This is a genomic window from Fulvivirga sedimenti (assembly GCF_020328055.1).
The window spans coordinates 556303-582341 of sequence record NZ_JAIXNE010000002.1 but is presented as its reverse complement, the minus strand read 5'-3'; the positions used below and the strand labels follow the sequence as shown (position 1 = coordinate 582341).

Annotated in this window: 25 protein-coding genes; 2 read left to right on the top strand and 23 right to left on the bottom strand. The window is 46.5% G+C overall.

Annotation, left to right across the window (positions count from 1 at the left end):
• Window positions 1-39: 39 nt before the first annotated feature.
• The 20 genes from LDX50_RS08865 to LDX50_RS08770 all read right to left on the bottom strand — a co-directional run bounded on the left by LDX50_RS08865 (window position 40) and on the right by LDX50_RS08770 (window position 19223).
• Window positions 40-282, bottom strand: coding sequence for a hypothetical protein (locus LDX50_RS08865; RefSeq protein WP_225698085.1), 243 nt, complete (start codon window positions 280-282; stop codon window positions 40-42).
• Window positions 282-1940 carry an N-acyl-D-amino-acid deacylase family protein gene (locus LDX50_RS08860; protein ID WP_225698084.1) on the bottom strand — a complete coding sequence of 553 codons (1659 nt, stop codon included), beginning with the start codon at window positions 1938-1940 and terminating at the stop codon, window positions 282-284. The genes LDX50_RS08865 and LDX50_RS08860 overlap by 1 nt, the downstream gene beginning before the upstream one ends.
• 88 nt (window positions 1941-2028) lie before the next feature.
• The gene (locus tag LDX50_RS08855) at window positions 2029-3552 is read right to left on the bottom strand and encodes a LamG domain-containing protein (RefSeq protein ID WP_225698083.1); all 1524 of its coding nucleotides are present in this window, start codon (window positions 3550-3552) and stop codon (window positions 2029-2031) included.
• A gap of 124 nt (window positions 3553-3676) precedes the next feature.
• Window positions 3677-4111: a hypothetical protein gene (locus LDX50_RS08850; protein ID WP_225698082.1), complete on the bottom strand. Its 435-nt coding sequence runs from the start codon at window positions 4109-4111 to the stop codon at window positions 3677-3679.
• A 113-nt stretch (window positions 4112-4224) separates the two neighbouring features.
• Entirely contained in the window at window positions 4225-5463 is a 1239-nt protein-coding gene (locus LDX50_RS08845; RefSeq protein ID WP_225698081.1) for a DEAD/DEAH box helicase, read from the bottom strand.
• An 87-nt stretch (window positions 5464-5550) separates the two neighbouring features.
• Complete coding sequence (locus tag LDX50_RS08840; protein ID WP_225698080.1) at window positions 5551-5742, bottom strand: cold-shock protein; 192 nt, start codon at window positions 5740-5742, stop codon at window positions 5551-5553.
• Window positions 5743-5879: 137 nt separating this feature from the next.
• The gene (locus LDX50_RS08835) at window positions 5880-6158 is read right to left on the bottom strand and encodes a DUF4242 domain-containing protein (RefSeq protein ID WP_225698079.1); all 279 of its coding nucleotides are present in this window, start codon (window positions 6156-6158) and stop codon (window positions 5880-5882) included.
• Window positions 6159-6260: 102 nt separating this feature from the next.
• Window positions 6261-7184 carry a metal ABC transporter substrate-binding protein gene (locus LDX50_RS08830; protein WP_225698078.1) on the bottom strand — a complete coding sequence of 308 codons (924 nt, stop codon included), beginning with the start codon at window positions 7182-7184 and terminating at the stop codon, window positions 6261-6263.
• Window positions 7181-8284 (bottom strand): ABC transporter permease, encoded by a 1104-nt coding sequence (locus LDX50_RS08825; RefSeq protein WP_225698077.1) that lies wholly within the window; start codon window positions 8282-8284, stop codon window positions 7181-7183. The genes LDX50_RS08830 and LDX50_RS08825 overlap by 4 nt, the downstream gene beginning before the upstream one ends.
• Window positions 8285-8337: 53 nt before the next feature.
• Window positions 8338-9003: an ABC transporter ATP-binding protein gene (locus LDX50_RS08820; RefSeq protein ID WP_225698076.1), complete on the bottom strand. Its 666-nt coding sequence runs from the start codon at window positions 9001-9003 to the stop codon at window positions 8338-8340.
• Window positions 9000-11129, bottom strand: a complete 2130-nt coding sequence (locus LDX50_RS08815) for a hypothetical protein (protein ID WP_225698075.1) — start codon at window positions 11127-11129, stop codon at window positions 9000-9002. The genes LDX50_RS08820 and LDX50_RS08815 overlap by 4 nt, the downstream gene beginning before the upstream one ends.
• Window positions 11119-11979 (bottom strand): peptidyl-prolyl cis-trans isomerase, encoded by an 861-nt coding sequence (locus tag LDX50_RS08810; RefSeq protein WP_225698074.1) that lies wholly within the window; start codon window positions 11977-11979, stop codon window positions 11119-11121. Before LDX50_RS08810 ends, LDX50_RS08815 begins: the two co-directional genes overlap by 11 nt.
• A gap of 65 nt (window positions 11980-12044) precedes the next feature.
• Window positions 12045-13940, bottom strand: a complete 1896-nt coding sequence (locus LDX50_RS08805; RefSeq protein ID WP_225698073.1) for a DUF3604 domain-containing protein — start codon at window positions 13938-13940, stop codon at window positions 12045-12047.
• Between the two features lie 106 nt (window positions 13941-14046).
• Window positions 14047-14673 (bottom strand): DnaJ-like cysteine-rich domain-containing protein, encoded by a 627-nt coding sequence (locus LDX50_RS08800; RefSeq protein WP_225698072.1) that lies wholly within the window; start codon window positions 14671-14673, stop codon window positions 14047-14049.
• Complete coding sequence (locus LDX50_RS08795) at window positions 14666-15673, bottom strand: amidohydrolase family protein (protein WP_225698071.1); 1008 nt, start codon at window positions 15671-15673, stop codon at window positions 14666-14668. The genes LDX50_RS08800 and LDX50_RS08795 overlap by 8 nt, the downstream gene beginning before the upstream one ends.
• A 52-nt stretch (window positions 15674-15725) precedes the next feature.
• Window positions 15726-15944, bottom strand: coding sequence for a membrane protein insertion efficiency factor YidD (gene yidD, locus LDX50_RS08790; RefSeq protein ID WP_420828564.1), 219 nt, complete (start codon window positions 15942-15944; stop codon window positions 15726-15728).
• Between the two features lie 274 nt (window positions 15945-16218).
• Window positions 16219-17718, bottom strand: coding sequence for a cysteine--tRNA ligase (gene cysS, locus LDX50_RS08785; RefSeq protein ID WP_225698070.1), 1500 nt, complete (start codon window positions 17716-17718; stop codon window positions 16219-16221).
• 98 nt (window positions 17719-17816) lie between these two features.
• Window positions 17817-18317, bottom strand: coding sequence for a hypothetical protein (locus LDX50_RS08780; protein WP_225698069.1), 501 nt, complete (start codon window positions 18315-18317; stop codon window positions 17817-17819).
• 43 nt (window positions 18318-18360) lie between these two features.
• Window positions 18361-18651 (bottom strand): winged helix-turn-helix domain-containing protein, encoded by a 291-nt coding sequence (locus LDX50_RS08775; protein WP_225698068.1) that lies wholly within the window; start codon window positions 18649-18651, stop codon window positions 18361-18363.
• Window positions 18648-19223 carry a hypothetical protein gene (locus tag LDX50_RS08770; protein ID WP_225698067.1) on the bottom strand — a complete coding sequence of 192 codons (576 nt, stop codon included), beginning with the start codon at window positions 19221-19223 and terminating at the stop codon, window positions 18648-18650. The genes LDX50_RS08775 and LDX50_RS08770 overlap by 4 nt, the downstream gene beginning before the upstream one ends.
• Before the next feature lie 99 nt (window positions 19224-19322).
• On the opposite strand from LDX50_RS08770, the gene LDX50_RS08765 reads away from it, so the two are divergent.
• A complete protein-coding gene (locus LDX50_RS08765) occupies window positions 19323-19919 on the top strand; it encodes a riboflavin synthase (protein WP_225698066.1) in 597 nt (198 codons plus the stop codon).
• Here the strand turns inward: LDX50_RS08765 and LDX50_RS08760 are convergent.
• Both LDX50_RS08760 and hemF read right to left on the bottom strand, forming a co-directional pair.
• Complete coding sequence (locus tag LDX50_RS08760; RefSeq protein WP_225698065.1) at window positions 19902-20477, bottom strand: phosphatase PAP2 family protein; 576 nt, start codon at window positions 20475-20477, stop codon at window positions 19902-19904. The two genes, LDX50_RS08765 and LDX50_RS08760, sit on opposite strands and share 18 nt — an antisense overlap.
• Window positions 20477-21364 carry an oxygen-dependent coproporphyrinogen oxidase gene (gene hemF, locus LDX50_RS08755; protein ID WP_225698064.1) on the bottom strand — a complete coding sequence of 296 codons (888 nt, stop codon included), beginning with the start codon at window positions 21362-21364 and terminating at the stop codon, window positions 20477-20479. Before hemF ends, LDX50_RS08760 begins: the two co-directional genes overlap by 1 nt.
• A 125-nt stretch (window positions 21365-21489) precedes the next feature.
• On the opposite strand from hemF, the gene LDX50_RS08750 reads away from it, so the two are divergent.
• Window positions 21490-23598 (top strand): alpha-ketoacid dehydrogenase subunit alpha/beta, encoded by a 2109-nt coding sequence (locus tag LDX50_RS08750; RefSeq protein WP_225698063.1) that lies wholly within the window; start codon window positions 21490-21492, stop codon window positions 23596-23598.
• Here LDX50_RS08750 and tamL read toward each other — a convergent pair whose 3' ends face one another.
• Window positions 23599-26037, bottom strand: coding sequence for a translocation and assembly module lipoprotein TamL (gene tamL, locus LDX50_RS08745; protein ID WP_225698062.1), 2439 nt, complete (start codon window positions 26035-26037; stop codon window positions 23599-23601).
• Window positions 26038-26039 lie beyond the last annotated feature (2 nt).

Below are 26039 nucleotides of genomic sequence, written 5' to 3'. Positions count from 1 at the left end.
CCATGGTTGTATTAAATAGGTCCCGGCCCGACTCCCTGATTATCCCCGGCTATCGCCGCTGATCTCAGGGAGTAAAGCCGGGATGACGGTGAAGGGGTGTTGAATATCCCCGGCTATCGCCGTTGATCTCAGGAAGTAACGCCGGCCTGCCTGCCGGAAGGCAGGGATGACGGTAGCGGGGCAGGCTCCACTGAACGCAGTGCTCCACCTGCCTGCCGGCAGGCAGGCTGAATAGAGTGCTCCACCTGCCTGCCGGCAGGCAGGCTGAACGCAGTGCTCCACTACTTAGTAACCTTTCTCCCTGGCAGGGCCCCGGTGTGTTCGCCATTCTTTATTACCTGTACACCATTCACGAAAACATGATCAACACCGGTGGCATATTGATGCGGGTCGCTAAAGGTGGCATGGTCAGTGATAGTCTCCGGATTGAAAATCACCACATCGGCAAAATAACCCGTGCGGAGGGCACCTCGTTTTTCAATTCCCAGGTTCATTGCGGGCTGAAGGGTGAGCTTACGGATGGCTTCTTCAAGGGGGATCACTTTTTCTTCCCGCACATACTTGCCAAGGAGTCTGGCAAAATTTCCATAAGAACGCGGATGGGTACTGTTCTCCAGAAATTTACCCTCTGTCGCCATCGATGCACCATCCGAACCAAATGTCATCCAGGGGAGGGCGATTTGTTTTTTTACATTTTCCTCCGACATCAGGAAATATACGGTTTCCACGCGACTGCTGTCCTGGATCACCAGATCCATTGCGGTTTCTTCCGGACTTTTTCCGCGCATTTCAGCTACTTCCTTAAGTGTTTTTCCCTGTAAGTATTTCAATGAGTCATTTCGAAATCCGACCAGGAGAACATTCTCGGCACTTCCTGCGGAAAGCATCAGGTTTTCCCATTTGTCCGTCGGGGTAGTCATTTCGTCATACACCCGTTTGCGGATTTCAGGATCCTGTAATCGTTTTACCCATTCAGCATAACCACCTTCCTGAACCCAGGGCGGCATGGCCGCGTCCAGTCCGGTGGACCCTGCAACGTAATTATACATATCAGCCGTAATCGTAAGTCCGGCGGCCCTTGCAGAATCTACCTTGCGCACAACATCGTCAAACTTATCCCAATTATCCTTCCCGGACATTTTCAGGTGATAGATCTCAGCAGCTATGCCCGCCTCCGAAGCGATCCGTATTAATTCATCCACACTCTCCAGCAATCGGTTTCCTTCATTACGCATATGGCTAATGTACATCCCGTCGTACTCGGCTGCCACCTTGCTGAGTTCGATCAGCTCTTCAGTCGTTGAATAAAACGCCGGCGCATAGATGAGTGACGAGCCCACACCAAGCGCGCCTTCTTCCATGGCCTGGCGCACCATCGCTTTCATCTGATCCAATTCTTCGGGTGTGGCTTCGCGATCTTCGAATCCAACTGTATTCACACGAAGGGTAGTAGCCCCCACAAAAGAGGCTACATTTGTGGAAATCCCTTTCTTTTCAAGATAGGAGAGGTATTCTCCCAAAGTTTTCCATTCGAGCTTGGTATCATCATCGAACATCCCTTTGATGTACTGTGCGCTCGTTTCCGTTACAGGTCCCATTGAAATACCCTCTCCAAAAACCTCGAGCGTTACGCCCTGTCGGATATCTCCCTGTGATTTTCCGTCTGTAATCAGTGAAGTGACAGCCCAGCTGAGCATATTAATAAAGCCCGGTGCAACGGCATGTCCGCCGGCATCAACCTCCTGAACAGCCGTGGCTTCCGACAAATCACCAATAAAAGAGATTGAATCCCCACGTATACCCACGTCAGTCTTTTGAGGCGGCTGACCGGAGCCGTCATAAACCAACCCGTTACGGATGATAACATCGTATTCCGGGGTATTTTGTTGACATGAGAATAGTGAGAAAATAATTAGGAGCAGAGGTAGAATATTTTTCATTCAGCAATATAAAAAATATTGAAATGCAGAAAAATATAAAAGGGGCCACAGCTGATGCTATGGCCCCCATACTTGTGAATTCTATCGTTTATTCTGTATCACGATCATCAAAATTTGTTTTTGCCCATTGATAAACCTTCATGTTATCTACCACTCCGTTGGACACCCTGTATTGATGTCCGCCTACATAGAATGGCCATGCAACCACTGGTTCTGCATATTCATGGATTTCAGTTTCGGGCGAATGACCGTGCAATACCCCATTAACCCATAATTCAAACCTGGGTGCCCCGTCATATCCGGTGGGATCATAAACCACTGCCATGTGTACAAGGTCTCCGGCGTTCCATGAAACGTCATTGTCTATTACATCATTTCGGAAGAAATAATAGTCACCCAGAGCTTTATAATATACCAGATCTGCTACTACATCTGTTGGGCCGGTATAGCCGCCGTTGATCGGAACGATTCGAATTCCGGCATTTGCTCCATCCCAGTTCCAGCAATTGGCGACAATTACGTGTGCCCTGCCATATGGAATGGTTCCGACGATGCGGTTATCCACAACAGAATAATTAGGCTTGTACCAGACTTCTATGGTCCAGGGCTCGAGAAGAGGATTCGGAATGAATTCATTAAAGATTCCCGAAGGAATTTCCGGAATTTCTGATGCATATCTGGGATACACACCGTTGCCGAATTTGGCAGGCGCGAAATTTGGTGTTCCAGGAACAACCAATGATGGACCAACCTCACTATTAGCCAGTTCATCAGTGCTTCCCAGCTTGTTCCAGACGATCAAACCATCTGACAGATATAAATCAAGTGGCCCGTCTTTTCCTTCAAGCAGTTTTTTAAGTACCTGTTCATTGATGAGCGTATCAAGAGTAACACGGTTCGGCTTGGTTACGTGCAGCAAATAATCCTCATAACCGTCGCGTACGGTGATATGATTGCTAGTGTTGCCTACCGGTTTTTCAAATAAAATATCACCGCTGGCTTCGACCATCAGAAATGCTTCGCTTAACACAAATTCGCCGGTAGTTCGATTCAGATCGAAAACACGAAGGTCAAAATCGAGGGTTTTGATCTTGTCGAACTTGAAACTGGTGTAACCGAAATCCTCAGGTTTTTTATTGAGGGCATCCAAAACCTGTGGTGTGACGGACGTGGTTTCACCTGTATAGACTATGAATGATACCGGCAGGGGATTGTCGGTTAAATAGGCCAGGGGTGAGCCCGCAACAGGTGCTGCTAATAATACATTATAGTCGTAATCGACTACCAGGAACTCTGTTACCGCGTATTCTCCAACCTGAAGGCGAATAGGTTTGGAGGCATAGGATTCACCCCATTTTTTCAGCTTGATCTCCTCCGAGTTCCAAACAATACCGCCGTTGGTATTTTCCAGGGATATCAGCAGATTGAGTTGCGCCGGAAGTTCCGTGTCACCTGCTTTTCCCGATGGAAAGTTTTGATAAATTTCATTCAAGGATATTTCCACATAACCCTCAGCAAGGGGATCGGAAATTTCCTCTTCGTTACATGACAGCAAAAGGCCAAAAATGGCCACTATCATAAACGGTGCAAAAATTCTGTTGAAAGTTTTCATTTTACAGGAGCTTATCTACCTGTAAAACAGTCTTTGATAATATTAAATTTTTGCTAATCAGCTATTTAAATCATGGATTGACATGATTCTTCAGCTTCTTTTTGTGAGGTAAAATTTGTATACTTTATAGTGTATTTCCGGACTCCAGGTAATCATCCAGATCCTGAATTTTATACATCCAGTCGAAAGAATATGTGGCAGCATTTTCAGCAAGGAACTGATAGAGAACCCGGGCTTTCGACATTAGCAGTCGCGCACCATCGTCATCATCCATTTCTTTTTTTCGTAAACCCAGTTCAAAAAGCAGGGTTGCCATTTGTTCAAGGACTGAATCACCTTTAATATTTTTTTCCGACAAAAAATCAATAAACTCGCGGTCGTCGATTCGCACGGCACTCCTGAGGCGAATATCCAGGTGTTCTTCCAGCGCCTGCTCCGTATCGACAATGACATCATTTATATCGCTGTCCAGCGAAGTGCCCAGGAGTTCTGCCAGTATTTTCCCCAGGACCTTACCGAGTTGCTGAATTTGATCCTGCAAATAATCACGTTTTATCATGATCAGTTCTTTTGAAAGATCTATAATATACAAATTTGGTTGGAATATTAAAGGGCTGCCGATTCTTCAGGGAATAAAAAAGCCGGAGAGTAATTCTCCGGCCTCTGTGTTGTTTACCGTGATCGTGAATATCGGTTTCGGGAGTTCCGGTTTCTCGGATTCCCCGTCCTTGAATCCTGTCTTGTTTGTGGTGCATCCTTCACCGGCCGGTCGGCATCCATATACGGATGCGGCTGGATCACCGGCAGCTGCTGACGGATCAATTGCTGAATATCCTTCAGGTATGCGCGTTCTTCCAAATCACAGAATGAAATGGCTCTGCCGCTCGCTCCCGCCCGTCCGGTACGTCCGATCCGGTGTACATAGGTCTCTGAAACATTGGGAAGATCAAAGTTGATCACATGTGACAATTCGTCAATATCAATGCCACGTGCGGCAATATCAGTGGCAACCAGAATCCGGATATCGCCGTTTTTGAAATCAGAAAGTGATTTCTGTCGGGCTCCCTGAGATTTATTGCCATGTATCGCGCTTGAGCTTATGCCGGCGCGGTCCAGTTGTTTTACAATTTTGTTTGCACCATGCTTGGTCCTTGAAAAAACGATGGCTGAAGGAATGTTCTCTTCTTCAAGCAGATGGATCAATAATGATGCCTTCTGTTTTTTCTCAACGAAATAAACCGATTGGTTAATTTTCTCTGCCGTTGTTTGCTCTGGTTTGATGATCACCTTTTCGGCGTTGTGCAGGATCTTGGCCGACAGTTCAATAATTGGCTGTGGCATCGTTGCTGAAAAGAACAGCGATTGTCTGCGCTCAGGCAATTCGCGAATGATGCGCTTTACATCGTGAATGAATCCCATATCGAGCATTCGATCAGCTTCATCCAGGATAAAATATTCAATATCCCTTAGGGAAATGTATCCCTGGTTCATAAGGTCAAGTAATCGTCCGGGAGTGGCAATCAGTACTTCCGGGTGCCTTTGAAGGGCGTTGGTCTGATTGCCCTGCTTAACGCCGCCGAAAATTACGGTATTCCGGACGTCCGTATGACGGCCATAGGCTGTAAAGCTTTCGCCGATCTGAATGGCGAGCTCACGGGTAGGGGTAACGATCAGTGCGCGTAATGGCTGACGGCCGCCTTTTTTTCGGTTGCTGTCTGAAACAATATTTTGCAGAATGGGAATCGCAAATGAAGCGGTTTTACCGGTTCCTGTTTGCGCACTCGCCATTAAATCTTTTTTACGTAGTAATACAGGGATTGACGCCTCCTGTATGGGCGTGGGTGATGTATATCCTTCTTCGGCCAGGGCCTGAAGGATGGGCGTGATAATGCCCAGTTCTTTAAAATTCATAGGGGTTGTGTTACTAAAAAATGTGGGGCAAAAAAAAGCCCTTCTTCGCGAAGGGCTTTCAAGCGATATAAAGTTAGCGCGTAACGCTTAAACAACTTTAACGTTAACCGCGTTTAATCCTTTTCTTCCTTGTTGCAATTCAAATTCTACTTCGTCACCTTCACGGATCTCATCGATCAAGCCTGATACGTGTACAAAGTGTTCTTCGTTTGAACCATCTTCTTTGATGAATCCGAATCCTTTCGATTCATTGAAGAATTTTACTGTTCCTTTACTCATGATAATAATTAATTGAAAATAATAAAGTGTGAAGGTACGCTTAAATAAATGGATACTACCGAATTCTTTGATTTATTTTTAAAATTCTCCGGTAATCGTCCTTTTTGAGGCGTAAAATGCATGTTAGGACGGTGAATCTACACCAATTCAGCCGTAGTTGGATCAATTATCCCTGAAATCTGACTGATTTTATGTGCAGGAATTCCGGAATGCTCCGAATGCTTACGGATCATTTCGGCATTTGGTGCAATGTAAACACAGTAAACCTTGTTATCGGTCACAAAGCTTTGGACCCACTGAACAGAAGGCCCGAGATGTTGCAGTGTATTACAGGATGTTTGCGAAACGGCGCGCATTTCCTCCGCTGAGAGGCTACCGACATTGGGTATATCACGCTCAATTAAAAACTTTGGCATTGCTGGTATTTTTTTGTTCTTTAAAGAGGCTATCGTACTTATAATATAACCGGTATGACCGGTGTAACGGAAGCAAAGAAAGATAATAAAAATTGTCGAATTTTATTTCACTTTCGTTGCCTCCAGGGACGCAATATTTTTTCGCATAACCTCAAGAAAATCTCCTGAATCCGGCAACGCGGCACACGGACTGATTACAATACTGCGCACGCCTATGGAATTAAGGAATTCGACGTTTTCCGCCAGTGGTGTCCCTTCCCAAATCATAATATCAAATGGACCCTCTTCCTCAGCCAGGTGGGCAAAATCATGTTTCATTTCATCTGTAAGTGATTCATCAGGCTCCCAGTGCACACTCGGACCGCCCAGGTTATAGGCATTCGTAAAATACTGATATACGGGGTGGGAAAATACTACCTTAAGTTCAGTATCTGCAGCAGTTTTAAATTCCTGATGCAGCTGGTTTAGGTCATTGCGCAACGATTCGAAATTTGATTCAATCTCCGCAGCATGTTCAGGGGCAATCCTTATCAGCGCATCCCTGATCGAAGCCGCCTGTGCTGTTGCAAGTTCCATATCCATCCAGGTTGTGAAGGCAGTTTTGCTATGGGCATGTTCACCTTCCTCCCCGTGGCTGTGAACAACAGATTCATCCGTGGTAATAAATTTATCGACAATTGATTCTGATGTATTCACAAGGGTCGATGTGGACAATGACACCGATATTAACCATTGCTCATAGGAGGCGCCATTGATGAAGATCAAATCCGCCGATTGCATTTGATTAACCGTATCGGGAATTATTTCCCAATACGCCGGATCGGAGGTATTGGTAAAAGGAAAGCGCACTTCCACGTTGGAGGGGGCAACCCTGCTTGTGAAATAATACAGCGGATAGTTCGACGTGTAAACAGTGAATGATGCAGGTTCTGCATCTGTGGTTTCCGCATCCTTCTTCGACTCACAGGAAAAAACGCAAAGTGCCGACAGGATTAGTGCGAAGCTGATTTTACCTAAGTTATTCATATCCATTTTTCAATAATCTCATTACTAAAAGTACTCACGAACAGGGTAATTATCCAGGCGGTACCAATACTCAGGGTTAAAACGATGACGATTTCCAGGCCAAGAACCTGTTGTATCCATCGACCCGAGCCGCCCATCTTGCGGATAGTGTTAAGTTCATTTTTCCGAAGTCTGACAGAAAGTATGAACACCAGTGTTGCAATGCATAGTGTTGCGATGCCAATGAAGACCCCGGCTTTGAAGACCAAATCCCGAATTGTGAAAACCGTAGCCACCAGTTCATTCACGACATCTGCAGGTACAATCATTTGAATATTGTCGGTCCGTGACTCATATCGCCCGCGCAACTGAATGCGTTCCCTGTCATTGCGTGGCTCAACAATGATAGCATGTATCGGGTAATTAGCCTCCTGGCCATGGAAATGGAATGATGTCCTGTTTTCTTCTGTGATCTCGGTGTAGGAAAGAACCGCCGGACCGGCGATGATCAGGCTATCGGTTTTCAGGAGCATTTGATTTTCTGAATTTTCGACATTCTCATGCCCGTGTGCCAGTCCTTCAATAACCCAGGTTGTCTTGATGTCGGTAAATACCGCTTCGTCATCGGGTGAATTTACCGGGTTAAGAACCCCTGCGACCTTCATTTTTAACGGAAAACTCCCGGCTACGTCGAAAGCGCCAGCCGGACTTGAAATGACTGCGTCGCCAACACCTGCCTGAAGTGCCTCGGCGGCCTTCGCCCCCAGGATACATTCGCCCAGCATAACGAAGTTCCGGCCTTCACTGAAGGTCATGTTTCGAAACGTCACATATTCTGGAGAAGTACCCACAATCGGTTGTTCACCAGCCCTGAATTTCAGATGCATCGGATAAACCTTGCCATCAACCTCAAACCGTAAACTGTCAAATTCACGGTATTGCATGGGGCGGTATGCCGCCTCCTTGAAATACAGGGCACTTAGTGTCAGCTCCGTCTGACTTCCCAAAGTGCCCACCAAAAGGGGAGTGGATTCAGCACGTCCGGTCAACCGGCCAGCGCCCTCATTTACAAGTTTGTTTAACCCTAGTGGTATGAAAAGTATTAGCCCGATCGATAACACAAGTACAAGGGTTTTGTACTTATGAAACCGGATGTATCGCCACGCTATGTATACTACAGTTTTGATAGGCTGTAATCATTTATGTTTACAATGCGACTGAATTTTGACAGGATCTCATGATCATGAGTGACCATGACCAGGGGTTTCTTATTTTGAATGCTGTAGTTCAGGAGTGTATTCAATACAATGTCCCTGTTTGCAGGGTCGAGATTGCCTGTTGGTTCATCGCAAAGCAATACGTCTGGCTGGGTGACCAGTGCCCGGCAGGCAGCAACACGTTGCCGTTCTCCCTGTGATAATTGACCCGGAAGCCGTTGTTTTTTCGTGCTCAGACCCACACTGTCTGCGAGTTCCCCGGCCAACTTCCGCGAAGTTTCCGATAGCCGAAGTACCGGGTTCACCATGAATGGGAGCAGGATATTGTCAAGTACAGAAAGATATTCAAGTAATTCGAACTCCTGGAAGACCAGTCCGATTCTGACTATCCTGAAGTCCTGTCGGTCCTCCTTGCCATAACGTGTAAGATCGATGTTATCGATTTCTATGGAGCCTTCTGCCGGCTCCAGAATACCGGCAATCAAATGCAGCAGCGTTGTTTTCCCTGTGCCGCTGGAACCGATAACAGCCACCTGCTCGTGATCGTAAACCGTTAAGTCGGGTATCTTCAGTTCAAAATACTGGTCAGGATACCGAAATAATATGTTCTGGCATTTGATCATGACGCCGACGCAGGTACAATCGACCTGTCTTCAGATTTTAATTCAATATTTGAAATCTTCCATTGATTTTCCACCTGGTGCATTTGAATGGTTCCCAGGTATTTATTTCTTCTGAAGTGAATGTGCTGAAGATGTTTTACACGGGCGATGACCACCCACTCCGCATCGTATTCATAGGAATTAATCGATCTCTGATGGATATTTTCTATGCTTAGAACTTCAACATTACGGATCCGGACCTCAGCACCCAGACGAACTCCTGCGTTCAATCGTCGTCTGCTGTCCAGGTATACCTCGTCGATCAGCTCTTCATCCACACTGGCCGACAGTTGTTCGAATAACTGATCTTCATCTGAAATATTAAATGACTCATACGTATTACTGAGGATGCCTTGCAGGATCTGGCGGGCACTACCTGAATCGGTTAACCCGCTATCGCTAATAGGATTTTGCATACGTAAATTTAGAAAAGGAAGGCATACCAGTGCCATAGCAATAAGTATGACTGAGGTAAGCGGTGTACGCTGGGCCATATTCATTTTCTCATGGATCCGTCTTTTGCGCGGCCAGAAATACAGGGCTGCAATGATTAATAAGATACTTACGAAAGGCACCGGTATTTTTCCCATGGCGATCAATTCACGGAGGTCTTCCGAATATGAATCCCGAATAAATAATATGAAAAGTCCGCTTGCTGCTGCCGTCAGCAATATCCCGGATATTCCTGAACCCTGCTTTACGTTGCCGGATGCGGTGAACAGTGTAACAGTCAAGATGAACACAGCGGTACTGTAAAGCCAGTATGCAATCCCGTGGCCGATCGCATAGGACTGGTTTAATTCAGTAAAGTATCCTGTAGCCCAGCCTCCCCCGATACCGATCAGCAATACCATCAATGTCCAGATTAGCGGGCGTATGGTAGTTTTATACAGTACCAGCGTGATAAGTATAAACACGATTCCCATAATGGCGGGAATCACAATGATGGGAAGATTTACAAAAAGTCCCCAAACCAGTCCGGCAATGGATGAACTGCTGAAGAGCAACAGGGTCCGCTCAGCCGATCGATCCGACAGGTTCACCATCAATCCTAATAGAATGGGTAAAATGAGACTGTAAAGTATCATCTTGGGGAGCAATGCAGGTGCAATAAGGAACAGGCTTGATTCGTAGATGAGCCATCCCACAGATCCTATGCCTACAGCATAGACCAGCCAGCGTTCTTTATCAAGAAGAAAGTATCTGAATAAATGCAGGCCTTCCCGAATGAGTAGATATGCAAGAATCAGACCTGCGAAAATTCCAACCCATCTGAAAAGAACCGTTAGCATCATCTCACTTTCTGTGAGCCCAAGGGATGATCCTAAAACGGGCATTGATGCGCCCATGATCATTCCGATGGAAACGATGGCAAACCAGTGTGTGATTACAGATGGCAGAGCCCGGTTGTGCAGGTAGTGTATGGAGCAAAGTGCCGCAAGGATCAATGGAATTAACAAACCCATATAGCCCGGTATAATCAGGAGTTGATCTGTGGCCAGAAAATTTCCAACAGCAATTGCAGTTGATAACAGGAACAAATTCAGCCAGTTGAAGCTCCGGGCCTTCATCATGAAAAGAATCAGCAAGAGAAAATACAATCCGCCTGTTGAAAGAAGTATGTTCAGTCCATCCCTGATCGCGGGGCCTGCAATGTTGAAAAATGACGGTGGTTCAGGCACAAGATAAAAGGCGTTTACCGGGCTCAGGGAGGTCTCATAAACCCTTCCATTTATCATGCTTATTTTTAAAATGATGCTGATCTGGCTTCCCTGGAGCCCTTCAATGCCTATCTTTTTGCCATGAAGGGATTCAGTGCAGCGGATGGTCCATCGTTCCCATTTAATGAAGGCGTCACCGCCAATTTTTCTGTCGGTTATCAGTTGGCATAATTCAGGAAGGATCGCTTCTGCTTTCAGAACCTTACCCTGAACCACGGGCAGTACGTAGTAGACTTCATAAACACCCGGTGAGATTTCCGTTATTTCAAGACGGGCCGGATATACAATGTCTGCCGATGCCGTTTTTGGTATCAGAAATAAAATTATGCTGAATAAGCAGCTGAAAACCAGATGTTTATTCATCATCTTTCATCACTTCTTTGGCAGTTCCTTCATAGACGATGTCATATTGTCTGATCAGTTCAGTGAAAAACTGTTCCCTGGCCGCTTCCTTCTCTTCATATTCAATTTCACGCATTATTTCATTACGCACAAGATCGATAGGAGCGGGTGCTTCCGCTGTTACCTCCTGTACTTTCACCAGATGCAGCCCGTAAGCAGAAGCAATGGGGCCTGTCCATTCGCCGGGATTAATGGTAAACACTTCTTCGGCGAAATTCTCACCAAATATTTTCAACAGATCATTTGCTGCATAATCCTTGTATTCGGAATTGAGCATGGTAGGATCACCAAGCTCGTGGATATCTTGAATTTCCTCCTGACTTATGCGGGTGAGGACTTCATTTACATGACTTTCTAGCGCCGGGTGTTTATCCGGACTGAAATAAAGCTGTGCGAAACTAATTCGAGCCGGAAGCACAAACTGGTCCTTTCGCAAGGCATAATAGGCCTGTATGCTCTCTTCAGTTATTTTATCGCCTGAACCTTGTGTTTCTGCGAGCATATTCATCTGAACAATCAATGCTTGCCGAACCATCGCGTTGTTATAGTCAAGATTCCGGTTGATGGCTTCCTGGTACAGAATTTCATCCTGCACATACCCGTTTAGTGCACCGCGCAGTTCTTCCCGGGTAGGGGGACGTTGCCAGGTTTTTTGCCACATAACCAGCAAGTGAGCGACGTCGTCATCTGCAATTAAAACCTGCTTATCCTTTGATGAAGGAAGTTTGGGTCCAACAGTCACAATGAGAACGATGGCCAGTAGCGCACCAAAAGCAAGGATGTGGAAGATCGGCGAAGAAAAAAGTTGTTTCATGCAGACCTTAAATTACAAAAGTTGATTACCAATGCAATTTAATTCAAGCTCAAACATGAGGTGGTTTACCTGGGATCATACCAGATAGGTGAGGACCATGCCCGTTCCTGTTGTACCAATGGGACATCTTCGGGAAATTCTGTAAGTCCGTACTTTACAATATCATATAATTGCCAGGTGGGGGACGGGATTTCCAGTACCCTGACGTAGTAGAATGCCGGGACAGAAGGGTCAAAATCAGGATCTTCCCATATCGTTTTTAGTTCGGCAGCACCAATTTCATTCGTATAGGTGGCATCTTCAATCCGAACGGTATTACCAACAGGGGGTATGTTTCCGCCGGCATCTGTTTGGCGATCCCCGGACCATGCGACATTGTAGATCTTTTCATAGGATTTTCCATCTTTAACCCAACCTTTGATCACCTGGATCCGGTCAAGATTCGCCCATTCAGGGTCTTTCATGGCATGGATGAGAAATTTAGGGGCAATCTGACTGGCCTGAAGATCACCGCCCATCGGCAAACCATTATCGTACGCATAACGGATATAATTATCCCGATTCATATCACTTTCTGTAAATTGATACCCGGCAAAAACCCGCAGTTTAATCCGCGTACCAGTAGTGCCGTAGGCTTCCTTGCTTGCCAGGCCATCCCAGATCGATTCACGTGTATTGGATTCCGCCCAGACAGCGGTATGACCGCCGGCCAGATAGCCATAGCCGTATCGCGTTGCTCCATTCAATTCCTTTACATTTTCCATCAATCGTTTTGGGGATTTTTCTGAGCTGACGTGCTTACCCCACCAGTTATCATCATCCACGCTGGGAATGCCCGTATGCGTATCGGTAGCTCCAACAAAACCGAATTTATAAGGATTAATACCCAGTTCCTTCTCCAACTGCAAGCCGTCAATCAATGCCTTTCGGGCATATTGATATTTGCGTTGTTCCGGAGTTTCCAAAATATCCAGGGTAAGATTTCCATTATCCCATCCGGCGATACCAAAATTCGCAAATTCGTCCGTAGGTGACAGCATCGGATGGGTTTCACCTGTTCCCTTGATCTGGGTAATTTCATACATTGGCTCCCATTTCTGCCTTTTTTGCGCGTATTCAGCAGTTATAGGATTGCCCGAGGCATCAAGTGTATTGAACATTAAACCTCCGGAAATATTCCCGTTATGTGGAATCGCAAAAACCCGGCCACCGGTCTTTTCCTCGTAGGAAGAAAGAAATTCCCAGAGTTTTTCAGGATCCTCACTTTGCAGGGCGGAGAATGGAAGTATTTGATTCACTTTTTCCTTATCGTCCCTGAAGAAGATATTCCGGTGTAAGTTGTTTCCGGTGGGGACAGATGTCCACTCGTAACCAATGATGGTTGTGAATTTTCCGGGTTGATTGTATCTGTCGATCAGGGATGTAAAGTTCTGCCATGCCGACCTGAGAATTGGAATGGCGGTTTCGGGATTGGTAACAGGTTCCGGAAGTTTATTATTGGCCAGTGCATACGGAATTTCAACTGCCAGCTGTTTCGCTTCCTCCTCGCCGCCCTGAAGCAGGTTGAACCATCTTTTTGCCGTGGAATCAGCCATAAGAATATCATTGCCGGCTGCTATCTCATCGAATACTCCGAACCCCTCTGCATGATCGGTGATTACAAGAAAATCATAGGGTCTTCTGATTTGAAAGTCCTGCCCAGTACTTGTTTTCATCGGTTCCCCCATCGCCATGCGCAATGCTTGTTCAGCAGTAATCCGGGTACCGCCACCAAATGCGTCACCTGATAAAGTGGTATGGTAGTGCGTATCCCCGAAATAAACGTCTTTATCGGGATTGTTCACGACCTCAGGCAAAGGAGAGGTTGCCGTGTTTTGTTCTGTATTGTTTTGTTTGGTTGAAGTTTCGCAGCTTGTGAAGACTATAATGGCCAGCAGACCAGGCAAAAATTTGAAAGTCATGGATTTAAAGTTTAGCTAAATCTAACCGTTCAGATCGGTTATTGAAAATCAGAGTAATCCTGTACCCTTTCTAATTTGCCTGTTTTTATAATTTCAAACAAAAGGATCAGTTATTGATCTTTTTTTCGAGTTTGCCTTTTAACAACAGGTTGTATTCCTCGCAGGTGAGCAGGCCATGTTCGTCACTGTACGGACATTCCCTGTAGTTCTGACCAAAAGATGTTTTGGTAATGATCACGCCACGTCCCTGACATACCGGGCAGATCACCATGCCTGTTGGTCCGCAATCGATATCATAGTCGGCGGCCAGTATGGCTTCGGTCGCTTTGGCTTCTTGCTGCCGCATGAGGCGTACAGCGGCATTTGATTTATTCAGAAGATCGGTGGCTTCTTCGAAATACCTTCCCTGGGTTCCCTTAAGCTGGATATACTTGTTCAGCCAATCTATGCTTTGCTCATATTTTTCCAGATAGAACGAATTCTTTCCGAAATAAAAAGTCATCTCGGTAGGTACCACCTGCGCATTTTTAAGTACATCCTTAAATATCACATTGGCGCCTTCGAAATCCCCGGCATCCATTTTTTCAACGCCGTTTTCAATCAGCCTGTCCAGAGCGGTCTGATACTGGGCCTGGCGCTGGGCAATATCTTCCCGGATTTTTTCCTGTTCCGTTTGGGCGGAAAGAGTGAAGGAGGTCAGCAGAACACCGATAAACAAAATCAACCTATACATAATCTTCTTTATTCAAATCCAGCCATTCCATGGTTGCATTGCAGAAAATATCTTCAACCACACCCTGATCTAAATTCATATCTTCAATAAACTTGCCAATTTCCAGATCCCCCAGGGGAAACGGATAATCAGTACCTAATGTGATGCGTTTTGAACCTTGCAGGTCAAGCACATACTGGAGCATTTTCGGATCATGTGTGATACAATCTACCCAGAATTTGCCCAAATAGCTGCTGGGTGGAACGTTGTTGTCGATTGCCACCAGGTCAGGCCGGCAATTGAATCCATGCTCGACCCTTCCGAGGGTTGATAAAAACGAACCGCCGGCATGCGCAAAGTTAACACGGAGATCCGGCAATCGTTCAAGGGTCCCGGAGAAGATCAGGGAGCAAATAGCCCGTGATGTTTCAGCAGGCATTCCCACAAGCCAGGGCAGCCAGTATTTTGTCATATGCTGCATGCCCATCATTTCCCAGGGATGGACCAGTACGGCCATATTCAGCTGCTCGCAGGCTTCAAAAAACCTGAAGAAGCGCGGTTCACTGAGATTTTCATTATTGATGTTGGACCCGATTTGTACGCCGGGCAATCCCAGTTCCTTGCACCGCTGGAGCTCCTGTATGGCTAAATCCGTGTCCTGCATGGGTACAGTGCCCAGTCCAATGTAATTCCTGGGATAATCGCTGCACAATTGTGCGATATCATCGTTCAGGAACCGGGATAAATCAAGGCAATCATCCGGTTTGGCCCAATAGGAGAACATAACCGGAATGGTGCATACCACCTGTACCTGGGTGTTAAATGCGGCATATTCCTGAATTCTGACTTCAGCATCCCAGCAGTTCTCCTCGATTTCACGAAAGAACTGATTTCCCTTCATCATTTTGGCAAAGCCATCCCTGTGGTGCTGAAGATAGATGAAATCTCCATACCCGAATTTCTCGGTCCAGTTGGGCATCTCTTTCGGGATGATATGGGTGTGCATGTCAATCTTTAGCATGGAATGAAGGGTATTGCCTGAAACAAAAGTATCAAATGCGGAAGAATATTACCTAACCCTGTTTCTTTTTTGGATTCTCCGGGACAGGATCATACCCGTGAGTACCCCAGGGATGACAACGGGCAATCCGCTTCAAGCCCAGCCAGGTACCCTTTACCGGTCCCCATTCGTTGATGGCCTCAATGGTATAGTTCGAACAAGAAGGGGAGTGCCGGCAGTTGGAGCCCAAAAGCGGACTTATCGCATACTGGTATATGCGGATGGGGAAGATTAATATGGACTTTAGTATAGTCAGTAGTCAGTAGTCAGTAGTCAGTGGTCAGTAGTGACGGTTGATAGTTTGAGAGTATGTAGTTGTCGGTTTATTTTCGGTTTTTTTATATAACTCAATTTTGCATTTAAGCGTTCCCAGTCATGTTATGATTTCATAGTAAGTGATACACCAAAAACTATTAACCCGCTACTATTCACTACTATTCACTACACTACTGACTACTGACTACTGACTACTGACTACTGACTACTGACTATGTACTACATAAGTGCTAATCAATAGAGTATTCTGTTCCGTCTTTTCCATCCTTCAGTGTGATGCCGATTCTCTTCAGATCATCCCGGATCTGATCAGCCAGGGCATAATTTTTCTGGCGCTTGGCATCAGTGCGCAGATTGATCAGCACATCCAGGGTTCCGTCAAGCAGGTGACTGTTGCTTTCCTGTTCCGACTTCAGCCCGAGAACATCTGTGATGATACCGGTGTAATGGGTGATGAGCCGTTCGAACGTCGGCTTACTCAATGCGCCCGTTTTTTTGTTTCCCGTCTTCAGGTTATTAATAACGGAAGTCAGATCAAACAAAGAAGCCAGCGCTTTGGCCGTATTAAAGTCATCACTAAGGTTTTTGAAAATCGCATCGATCTGTGCGTTTACCTCGGTATCAAAGGCAGTGTCGACTGCACCCGGTGTATATTCAAGCTGACGGGCCGTTTTAAATCCTTCCATGAGTCTCTTATACCCTCTCTCAGCAGCGCCCAATGCCTCATTGCTGAAATCCAGGGTACTTGAGTAATGGGACTGCAGCATGAAAAAGCGGACGACCATCGGCGGATAGCCACGATCCAGGAGTGGGTGATTACCGGTAAACAATTCATGTGGCAGAAATGAGTTGCCAAGTGACTTGCTCATTTTCTGACCTTCCACCGTAAGCATATTGGTGTGGAGCCAGTATTTGGCCGGGTCATGACCCTTGCATCCAACGGATTGAGCGATTTCGCATTCATGGTGAGGAAATACGAGATCCATTCCGCCTCCGTGAATATCGAAAGTCTCGCCAAGATATTTGGTGCTCATCACTGAACATTCCAGGTGCCATCCCGGGAAGCCATCACCCCAGGGAGACGGCCAGCGCATAATATGAGCAGGGGAGGCATTTTTCCAAATCGCGAAGTCTATCTTGTTACGCTTTTCATCCTGACTGTCCAGCATACGTCCGCTGTCCATGAGTTCCTCGATTTTACGATTGGAGAGTTTGCCGTAATCGTGCGACTCATTGTATTTGGTAACATCGAAATAAACCGAGCCATTTACTTCATAGGCAAGTCCCTTTTCAAGAAGGGTTTTTACCCATTCGATCTGTTCAATGATATGCCCGGTAGCAGTAGGTTCTATGTCGGGGGGGAGCAGGTTGAACTCTTCCAAAACGGAATGAAACCCGTTGGTATATTGCTGCACCACCTGCATGGGCTCGAGCTCTTCAAGGCGGGCTTTCTTCGCGATCTTGTCTTCCCCCTCGTCTGCATCGTTCTCCAGGTGCCCGACATCCGTAATGTTCCGTACGTACCGAACTTTATATCCGAGGTAACGGAAATAGCGGTTGATGACATCAAAACTTAAAAACGTGCGGACGTTCCCCAGGTGTACATCGTTGTATACTGTCGGTCCGCAAACATACATTCCCACATGGCCTTCATGCTGCGGCTCGAATTTTTCTTTGGTTCGGGTTAGGGTGTTGTACAGTTCTATGGGAAATTCCTCGCGTAACGACATGCTTTTTCAATTTCAAAACACGAAGTTAAAATATATCGATGAATAATGAATAGTGAAAGAAGATTCCTCTTCCAACTATTCATTATTCCGATGCCTGATTATTGCCTGCTCAGCTCCATTCCCATGAAGGGATACCACTGTTCTCCGTTAGGGGAGTAGGTGCCGGTTTCCTTCCAGGTGGTATCTGTCAATTCAATTGTATATCGAACGGTTCCACCATTTGGGACATCAAATTGCCAGTAAAACCCCGAATCGGTGAATGTTACATCCGCGGCAGTAAAACGACCATCACTCGTCCACGCATGAATTTGCGTTTTACTGCTGGAAGGATCCTGAAACAGGATTCCTACGGCTTCAAATCCTACTTGCCCTGAATTTTTATCGGTCCCTGTTCCATGGAACATGAGGAGTTTTCCATCCAGCAGTACTGTCACCTCTTCGGTCTGTTTAAATTCCACACGGTCGCCCTGTGGCATTTGCTGGTAGCCTTCACCCACCCAGGTGCTCTCGGTTTTTAAAAGGTCCTCCATAGTTTTCTGTGCATGGATATGATGAAATCCGAAAACAAGAGGAATGATAAAGATTGCTAGATTTTTCATAATAAACTGGTTTATATTATAAACTTAATGGTTAAAAAAAAGACTATGGTTTCAGGTATTTCTCCAGGTCTTTCACGTATTGTCTGAAAGCCTGAATACCTGCTTTGGTAATACGGCATGTGGTAACCGGCTTCTTGCCACGGAAGGATTTATCCACCTGGATGTACCCGGCGGTTGACAGCTTGTCCAGCTGTACACTCAAATTTCCGGCTGTGGCGTTGGTTTGTTCCTTCAGGTACACAAATTCAGCTGATTCCACATTCATGAGAATGGACATTACTGCCAGTCGAAGCTGGGAGTGCAACAGGGGATCCAGATCATTAAACGCGGTCATGATTCCTTTTTGAATTTTAGGAGATAGCCCGGGATGAGATAACCAACTGCGATGGCGAGGGCGGAAACCAACAGGCTGTTTTGCGGCGATACATATAACGCCAGTGCAGCGAAGATCCATAGCGAGCTTCCCCCATAGATAACGGGCTTATAACGGGTGATACAACCGGTAATGAATGTAGCCATACCCGCAAGTATAAGGATTAAAGCAGGAATATAGACGGCGAATTTTCCCGAAAATATGATCACGATGATCGAAAAGGCGAAACCCACCCAGGTCCACATGATCAGGCGGTCGGTAAAATTGACGACCCTTGCACGTGATTCCTGTCTTCTTCCGTACCACATACTGATCAGCCATCCCGGAATACTGATCAGCCAGATAATGTAGGGGTGTGGATAATCAGTATACATTGCAATAAGATAATGGCCGAGGTTACCCAGTACGGCGATCCAGCCCCAAAGAATGAAGTAAAACCCACCGCTGCGCATATTGCCGCGGGTCTGACTGATCATCCGTTGTATGATCGCCAAGCTTTCCTCCGATGATTGAATGGTGTCTGATGTTTTCATTGTATAAAGTAGTTTATATTATAAACCAAAGTAAGATATTAATTTTCAGAATTCCAAATGTGCCCTCAAAAATGTATTTTTGAGGTATACAACGAACACATGTTTACAGGAATAATTGAAGCAACCGGAACAGTAAAAGCCATAGAGACATCAGGCTCCAACCGGCATTTCGATATCGAAAGTCCGATTTCATCTGAACTTAAAGTGGACCAGAGTGTCTCTCATAACGGTGTCTGCCTTACCGTAACGGCGGTAGGGGAGAATAATCACCGTGTAACTGCGGTGGAAGAGACACTTCGAAAGTCATCCCTGGGTCATTTAAAGCCCGGAGCAGCTGTTAACCTCGAGCGATGCATGAAAAGCGACGGACGATTCGACGGCCATATTGTTCAGGGACATGTGGACTCAGTGGGCGAGGTAACTCGGCGGGAGGAGCGTGACGGAAGCTGGCTGTTTACTTTCCGTTTCCCGGCTGAATTCAGCAAGTTCATGGTGGAGAAAGGATCTGTAACCATCAATGGCATTAGCCTTACCTGTTTTAATGTCGGCAGAACGGAATTCACCGTTACCATCATTCCTTATACCTATGAACATACGACAATGAAAAATCTGAATCCCGGAGATCTGGTAAACCTGGAGTTTGATGTCGTAGGCAAGTATGTGCAGCGAATACTTACCCTAAGCGGTCGACTTTAACCATTTGTTGTTTGCCAGCATTGCAAGACGGTAACACAAACTTCCTGCTACGATTCCGATGGCACCCCCTGCAATAACATCAGCTGGATAGTGAACACCCAGATAAATGCGGCTGTAGGCGATGAGCGCCGCCATCACAAAGAGATAGCCTGAGTATCGTACCGAATTTCTTAACAGCAAGTACAGATATGTGGCAACAGCAAACGCGTTGGCAGCATGGGAAGATGCAAAACCGAATTTACCACCCCTGTATCCGTTTACAATATGCACAAGTCCCTCCTCAAAGGATGGATCCCGTGATGGTCTGAAACGCTCAAAGAAAGGTTTCATCAGTCCGGATGTAACCTGATCCGCCAGGGTGATGGCCAGAGCCAATCCTGTAAGCCAGAGGACAGTCCTCCATCCGAAATTTTTGATGAGCAACCACATGAAAAGCAGGTATACCGGCAACCAGGTAAGTGTCTGCGAGATATAATACATCACCGGGTCAAGCCAGGCAGTATGCAGACCATTCAGTATAAAAAATAGATCCTTATCCAGTTCTGCGAGTTGTTCCATTACTCAGACAGCCAGTTGATATCTTTTTTAAGCAACTGGAGCGTCTTATGCTCCCTGCTTCCACTTTCCGGTACAGCATTGTATTCCCAACCGGCAAGTGGAGGAAGACTCATCAGGATCGATTCTGTACGCCCGTTGGTCTCCAGTCCGAATTTTGTTCCCCGATCCCACACCAGGTTGAACTCAACATACCGTCCTCTGCGTAGCCGTTGCCAGTTGACCTCTTTCTCACCGTATTCAATTTCATGGTTCTTCTTCATGAAATGCGCATAGAGTGGTGCAAAGAGATCCCCAAGTGCAATGGTGAAATCGTGGATATGCGTTTTATTGCCATCCAGGCGATCAAAAAATATCCCGCCGATTCCTCGTGTTTCTTCACGATGCTTCAGGTAGAAATAATCATCAGCCCACTTTTTGAATTTTGGATAATAGCCCGAATCATAACGGTCACAAACGTCTTTCAGTGACTGATGGAAGTACCTGGCATCTTCCCGGTTTACATAATGCGGGGTCAGGTCAATTCCACCACCAAACCACCAGTGGCCCGACGTCATTTCAAAATAGCGCACATTCATGTGGATAATCGGTACCATTGGATTTTTGGGATGAAGTACAATGGAAACCCCGGTAGCAAAGAAGTCGGCCTTCGGTAAATCCATAGACCGTAAAATGTTATCCGGTGTTTCCCCGTAAACCTCTGAAAAGTTCACACCTCCTTTTTCAATGATCCTTCCGTTGCGTATCACGCGTGAAATGCCGCCACCACCGCCAGGGCGTTCCCAGGTATCGGTTTCAAAAGAACCCTGACCATCAGCACTTTCCAGTCCGCCAATAATTCTTTTCTGCAGGTCGCGATAGCTTTCGGCAATATTTTCTTTGGTGAGCATCTGGCAAAACTAGTCAAATCCGATCGAATACCCGAGTATAAAGAAGTCGTTAAATTCTAATTCCCAAGGAGGGCAAAAAGCATCAAATTCAGTAACTTCGCAAACGATTGAAACAGAAAAAGACTATGTCGACAACGAAAGCAGCGGTACCGGGAAAAGCATCAACCACCAAAAAAAACAGTTTCCCTGCTGATATACCTGAAGACATATTGCTGAAGGCTTATCAGCTGATGTGCACGGCAAGGCGGATGTCTGATCTTTATGATGAGCATCGCGACATTTGCAGCAAATATGTGCACAGCACATCACGCGGGCATGAAGCGATCCAGCTGGCCATCGGTTTGCAGCTGACAGGCAGGGATTATGCCTCCCTGTACTATCGTGATGAATCAATATTGCTGGGAATCGGTATGCAGCCCTACGAACTCATGCTTCAGCTCCTGGCACGCAAGGATGACCCGTTCTCGGGTGGGCGGACCTATTATGCGCATCCTTCCCTTGACAGGGACGGTTTCCCCAAAATTCCGCATCAGAGCAGTGCTACAGGTATGCAGGGCATCCCGGCCACAGGTATGGCACAGGGCCTCCAGTACCTGGAAGACATGGAACTGATAGAGAAAGAGAAGGGCCTGGTATTCTGTTCCTTTGGGGATGGCTCTATCACCGAGGGAGAAGTAAGTGAAGCCTTCCAGATGGCCGTCCTGAAAAACATGCCCATCCTCTATGTGGTGCAGGACAATGATTGGGGGATTTCTGCTACGGGAAAAGAGATGCGTGCAATGAATGCCTATGAATTTGCAGCAGGGTTTAAGGGTATGAAGCGTTATCAGGTAGACGGCGCTGATTTCATGGCGTCCTACCGTACGATCAAAGAGGCGATGAATTATGTGCGCGACCGAAAGGGTCCGGCAATTGTTCATGCCACCTGTCCTTTGCTGGGGCATCATACTTCCGGGGTTCGTAAGGAATGGTATCGGGGGGATGACGACCTTAAGGCCCATGAAGCCCAGGATCCGATTCCAGTTTATGAGAAAGCATTGCGCCAGATGGGGGTCAGCACAGCCCGTCTCAAGAAATTGCGGGAGGCTGCCGAGAAGGTGGTGGAATCCGATTATCAATATGCTGTAGATGCCCCCGAGCCGGATCCGTCTGAATTTGATACACATATCTTCGCGCCTACCCCTATTGTAGAAGAGAAAGGCAACCGGCACCCTGAGGGTGGGGAGAAGGTGGTGATGGTTGATGCCGCCCTGCATGCAGTCGATGAAATATTAAAAAAGCATCCTGAAGCCTTGTTATATGGCCAGGACGTAGGAGGAACGTTGGGCGGTGTATTCCGTGAGGCGGCCACACTGGCCCAGAAATATGGAGACACACGCGTGTTCAACACACCTATTCAGGAAGCATATATCGTAGGTTCCACGGCGGGAATGTCTGCGGTAGGCACCAAGCCGATCGTCGAGATTCAGTTCGCCGATTACATCTGGCCGGGCATTAACCAATTGGTGGAGGAACTTTCGAAAAGCTGCTATCTGTCGATGGGTAAATTTCCTGTTCAATCCCTCATCCGTGTACCAACCGGTGCCTATGGCGGGGGCGGACCGTACCACAGCGGCAGCGTGGAATCCGCGTTACTGGCCATCCGCGGCATTAAGGTCGTTTATCCGTCGAATGCCGCCGATATGAAGGGATTATTCAAAGCAGCCTTTTACGATCCGAATCCGGTAGTAATGCTGGAGCACAAGGGCCTGTACTGGTCAAAGGTTCCCGGAACGGCGGAAGCAAAAACGATAGAACCTGATTCAGATTACGTTATTCCGCTCGGAAAGGGCAGAATGCATCTTGAAGCAGCTGAAGGTTCACAGAGCCGCGTACTGGTCGTGACGTATGGTATGGGCGTGTACTGGGCCACTGCAGCAGCGAAGAACTTTGAGGGCAGAATATCTGTTTTGGACCTTCGTACGCTCCATCCGGTTGATTGGGATCTGATTGCCGAAAAAGTAAGTACCCATAATCGTGTCCTGGTGCTTACCGAAGAACAGAAAATGAATTCTTTTGCTGAATCACTGGCAGGCCAGATCGGACAGGAATGTTTTGAACATCTGGATGCACCTGTTCGTGTAATGGGTTCAGCAAGCCTGCCTGCCGTGCCGTTGAATGTTCACCTGGAAAGTCAGATGTTACCCAATGCTGAAAAAGTTGCGTCTGAGCTGGAATGGCTGCTTTCGTATTGATCAGAACGGGTATCCAATACCAATATTGAATATGACCGTTTCAGATGCTGAGCGGGTGAAGGGGGCGTCGTAAAAGCCCCTCGATAAAATAAACCTTTTACCGGGCGCACGGGCGGGATCAAATACCTTGATACCTGCATCCAGCCGCAGGACGAGAAAGGAGAAATCAAAACGAAGGCCCACCCCGGAACCCACAGCGATCTGACGGTAGAACCGGTTCAGCTTAAAAACCGCATCGTCCCGTGTATCTTTGAAGTTCCAGATATTTCCGAAGTCAAAGAAGAAGGCATAGTCGATGAATCCGATCAGGTTCTTACGGAATTCTACACTGCCTTCCATCAGAATCGTTCCCGGCTGCTCAAAACTGTAATCCACTTCCGGTGTAATGAGCCCTTCGCTATTGGTGATGGTTGAATCAATTCTTACAAATGACCCCGGGCCGAGTCGTCTTGGCCTCCAGGCCCTGATGCCGTTGCTGCCTCCTGCGAAGAAGTATTTTTCATAGGGGAGGATGTCATTATTCTGACCGTAACTTTTGGCAAAGCCAATATTGAACCGGAAGGCAATGGTCGTATTTTTATTGAGCGGTTTATTATTCCTGTAATCAAAATTCGCCTTGATCCATTGATAAAATTCCAGGTTTTCACGTTCCAGGAAATTCGTATTTACAAAATTCAATGTCGTTCCGCCGCTTTCCACGAATAGCCGGTAGAAAGATGAATTCACATAATTGAGTCCGTAGCTGTTCTTATTCCAGGTAGCACTCAGGATCATCGAAGAAACGAAAGAAGGATTAAACGTATTGATCAGGTTATTTCCTTCCGTACGCAATGAATCCAGCAGTTCCTCAAAGGAATCGGTGAGTGTTGAGCGAATGATACTCGCATCGGTCAGGGTGAACTGGTAGAATGTGTTTTTTTCACTTTGCCAGGTATAAACTGCTGCGAAATTCGTATTCTTTCGAATATATTCAGGACGATCAGTATAACTGTAACCTACGGTTAACCTGGTTTTCGGGTTCACTTTACCCATGCGTTCCTTGACTTCGGCGCTCACGGGCATAATGAATTGCGGGAATGTAAGGCTGGCATTGATCCCTCCTTCAACGCTGGTATATACATCCTGTACCTGGGTTGCCGGAAGCACTCCTTCGTATCCGATCCGCCCCGAGATTTCAAAAATTTCCAGTCCGCCAAAGACATTACGTTTCTTCAGGGACAAATTAACAAATGGCCCGGGAAAGCCCTGTGTCACGTTCATTCCGATCTCGGAAGTAAGCTGATACAGCTTCAACGGACTCGTATAAATATTGGCCACCAGCTTACCGCCAGTGGAATCGTAGTTGATATTGATAAACCGGAATATATCGAGGTTTGCCAATTGGCGTTGTGTCCTGAACGTGTTGGAACGGTTGTAGAGTTCATTTTGGGCGATGAATATCCGTCGGTTCAGGACCTTTGTGTTATATCGGTTCTTGACGAAAATATAATTGATATTCTTGTATTCCTCGGGGGTTGTGGTATTCATTGGAATTACCCCCTGATTTCTATTGGTGATAAAATTTACGGAGTCAACCCGGAACTGCCGGTGACGGTCACGGTTCAGGGGTTTGTTGATCTTTGTGCGAATGGCGACATGCTGCGGTTCCCCATAGGCAGTGTCGACCTCAAATTCAACATACTGGCGGGAAAAGGAGAAATAGCCATTGTTTTTCATCATTTCATCGATGCGCTGACGCTCATCGGTGAGCTTAGACTGGTTATAATTCTCTCCCTTCACCAGCAGGCTTTCTTCATTATTAGCACGCATCAAAGATGTGATTACCGGATCATCGGTCTCCAGCATCAGTGTGTCAATGATATAAGCCGGCCCCTGATTCACCTGGAATTTTACACGTACTTTTCGTCCGCTTACGCGTAAAGCCGTATCTACACGGGCCTGAAAATATCCTTTCGACTGCAGGTATTGCTCAATCCTGTCGGCAGTAGCAGCGGTTTTTGATGTGTCGAAAACGGCGAGCGGTTCACCCCACCGCATGAGCGTATTGCCTTCCTGAATGTTCAGGTCAATCTTGTCGGTTTTCCTTCTCTTTCGGCGTTCGTATTTGTCAACCTTTTTCTTCTTACCCTCAGCCCGGGCTATTTTGCGATTATATTTTTCCTGAATTTCCTCCTTTTTTGCCTCATACTTTGCGATATCATAGCGGTTCAGACCGTAATAATAAAGTCCTACATAGGGTGCAAATGGAATCAGAGGTACCTTTCGGTTGGTCTTTTGGACATAGAGCTGGGAAATGTCTTCGGTATCAATATCCTTGGTGGTTTTGGAAACCTGTTGCTTGACCAATAATTTTTCTCCTTCTTTGAGATGGCGTGTACCCAGACATCCTGTCGTCAGGAGCAGGAGGGTAAAAAATGCTAGATGTCTGAATTTCCTCAAAA

Excerpts from the sequence above, each read along its gene's own strand:
- LDX50_RS08820 (WP_225698076.1), bottom strand. The coding sequence starts at position 9,003 with ATGATCAAATGCCAGAACATATTATTTCGGTATCCTGACCAGTATTTT.
- LDX50_RS08780 (WP_225698069.1), bottom strand. The coding sequence starts at position 18,317 with ATGAAAAATCTAGCAATCTTTATCATTCCTCTTGTTTTCGGATTTCAT.
- LDX50_RS08775 (WP_225698068.1), bottom strand. The coding sequence starts at position 18,651 with ATGACCGCGTTTAATGATCTGGATCCCCTGTTGCACTCCCAGCTTCGA.
- LDX50_RS08750 (WP_225698063.1), top strand. The coding sequence starts at position 21,490 with ATGTCGACAACGAAAGCAGCGGTACCGGGAAAAGCATCAACCACCAAA.
- LDX50_RS08810 (WP_225698074.1), bottom strand. The coding sequence starts at position 11,979 with ATGAAACAACTTTTTTCTTCGCCGATCTTCCACATCCTTGCTTTTGGT.
- LDX50_RS08795 (WP_225698071.1), bottom strand. The coding sequence starts at position 15,673 with ATGCTAAAGATTGACATGCACACCCATATCATCCCGAAAGAGATGCCC.
- LDX50_RS08770 (WP_225698067.1), bottom strand. The coding sequence starts at position 19,223 with ATGAAAACATCAGACACCATTCAATCATCGGAGGAAAGCTTGGCGATC.
- LDX50_RS08805 (WP_225698073.1), bottom strand. The coding sequence starts at position 13,940 with ATGACTTTCAAATTTTTGCCTGGTCTGCTGGCCATTATAGTCTTCACA.
- LDX50_RS08765 (WP_225698066.1), top strand. The coding sequence starts at position 19,323 with ATGTTTACAGGAATAATTGAAGCAACCGGAACAGTAAAAGCCATAGAG.
- LDX50_RS08835 (WP_225698079.1), bottom strand. The coding sequence starts at position 6,158 with ATGCCAAAGTTTTTAATTGAGCGTGATATACCCAATGTCGGTAGCCTC.
- LDX50_RS08800 (WP_225698072.1), bottom strand. The coding sequence starts at position 14,673 with ATGTATAGGTTGATTTTGTTTATCGGTGTTCTGCTGACCTCCTTCACT.
- LDX50_RS08815 (WP_225698075.1), bottom strand. The coding sequence starts at position 11,129 with ATGATGAATAAACATCTGGTTTTCAGCTGCTTATTCAGCATAATTTTA.
- LDX50_RS08850 (WP_225698082.1), bottom strand. The coding sequence starts at position 4,111 with ATGATAAAACGTGATTATTTGCAGGATCAAATTCAGCAACTCGGTAAG.
- LDX50_RS08845 (WP_225698081.1), bottom strand. The coding sequence starts at position 5,463 with ATGAATTTTAAAGAACTGGGCATTATCACGCCCATCCTTCAGGCCCTG.
- LDX50_RS08860 (WP_225698084.1), bottom strand. The coding sequence starts at position 1,940 with ATGAAAAATATTCTACCTCTGCTCCTAATTATTTTCTCACTATTCTCA.
- LDX50_RS08830 (WP_225698078.1), bottom strand. The coding sequence starts at position 7,184 with ATGAATAACTTAGGTAAAATCAGCTTCGCACTAATCCTGTCGGCACTT.
- hemF (WP_225698064.1), bottom strand. The coding sequence starts at position 21,364 with ATGCTCACCAAAGAAAATATTGCCGAAAGCTATCGCGACCTGCAGAAA.
- cysS (WP_225698070.1), bottom strand. The coding sequence starts at position 17,718 with ATGTCGTTACGCGAGGAATTTCCCATAGAACTGTACAACACCCTAACC.
- LDX50_RS08855 (WP_225698083.1), bottom strand. The coding sequence starts at position 3,552 with ATGAAAACTTTCAACAGAATTTTTGCACCGTTTATGATAGTGGCCATT.
- LDX50_RS08760 (WP_225698065.1), bottom strand. The coding sequence starts at position 20,477 with ATGGAACAACTCGCAGAACTGGATAAGGATCTATTTTTTATACTGAAT.
- LDX50_RS08840 (WP_225698080.1), bottom strand. The coding sequence starts at position 5,742 with ATGAGTAAAGGAACAGTAAAATTCTTCAATGAATCGAAAGGATTCGGA.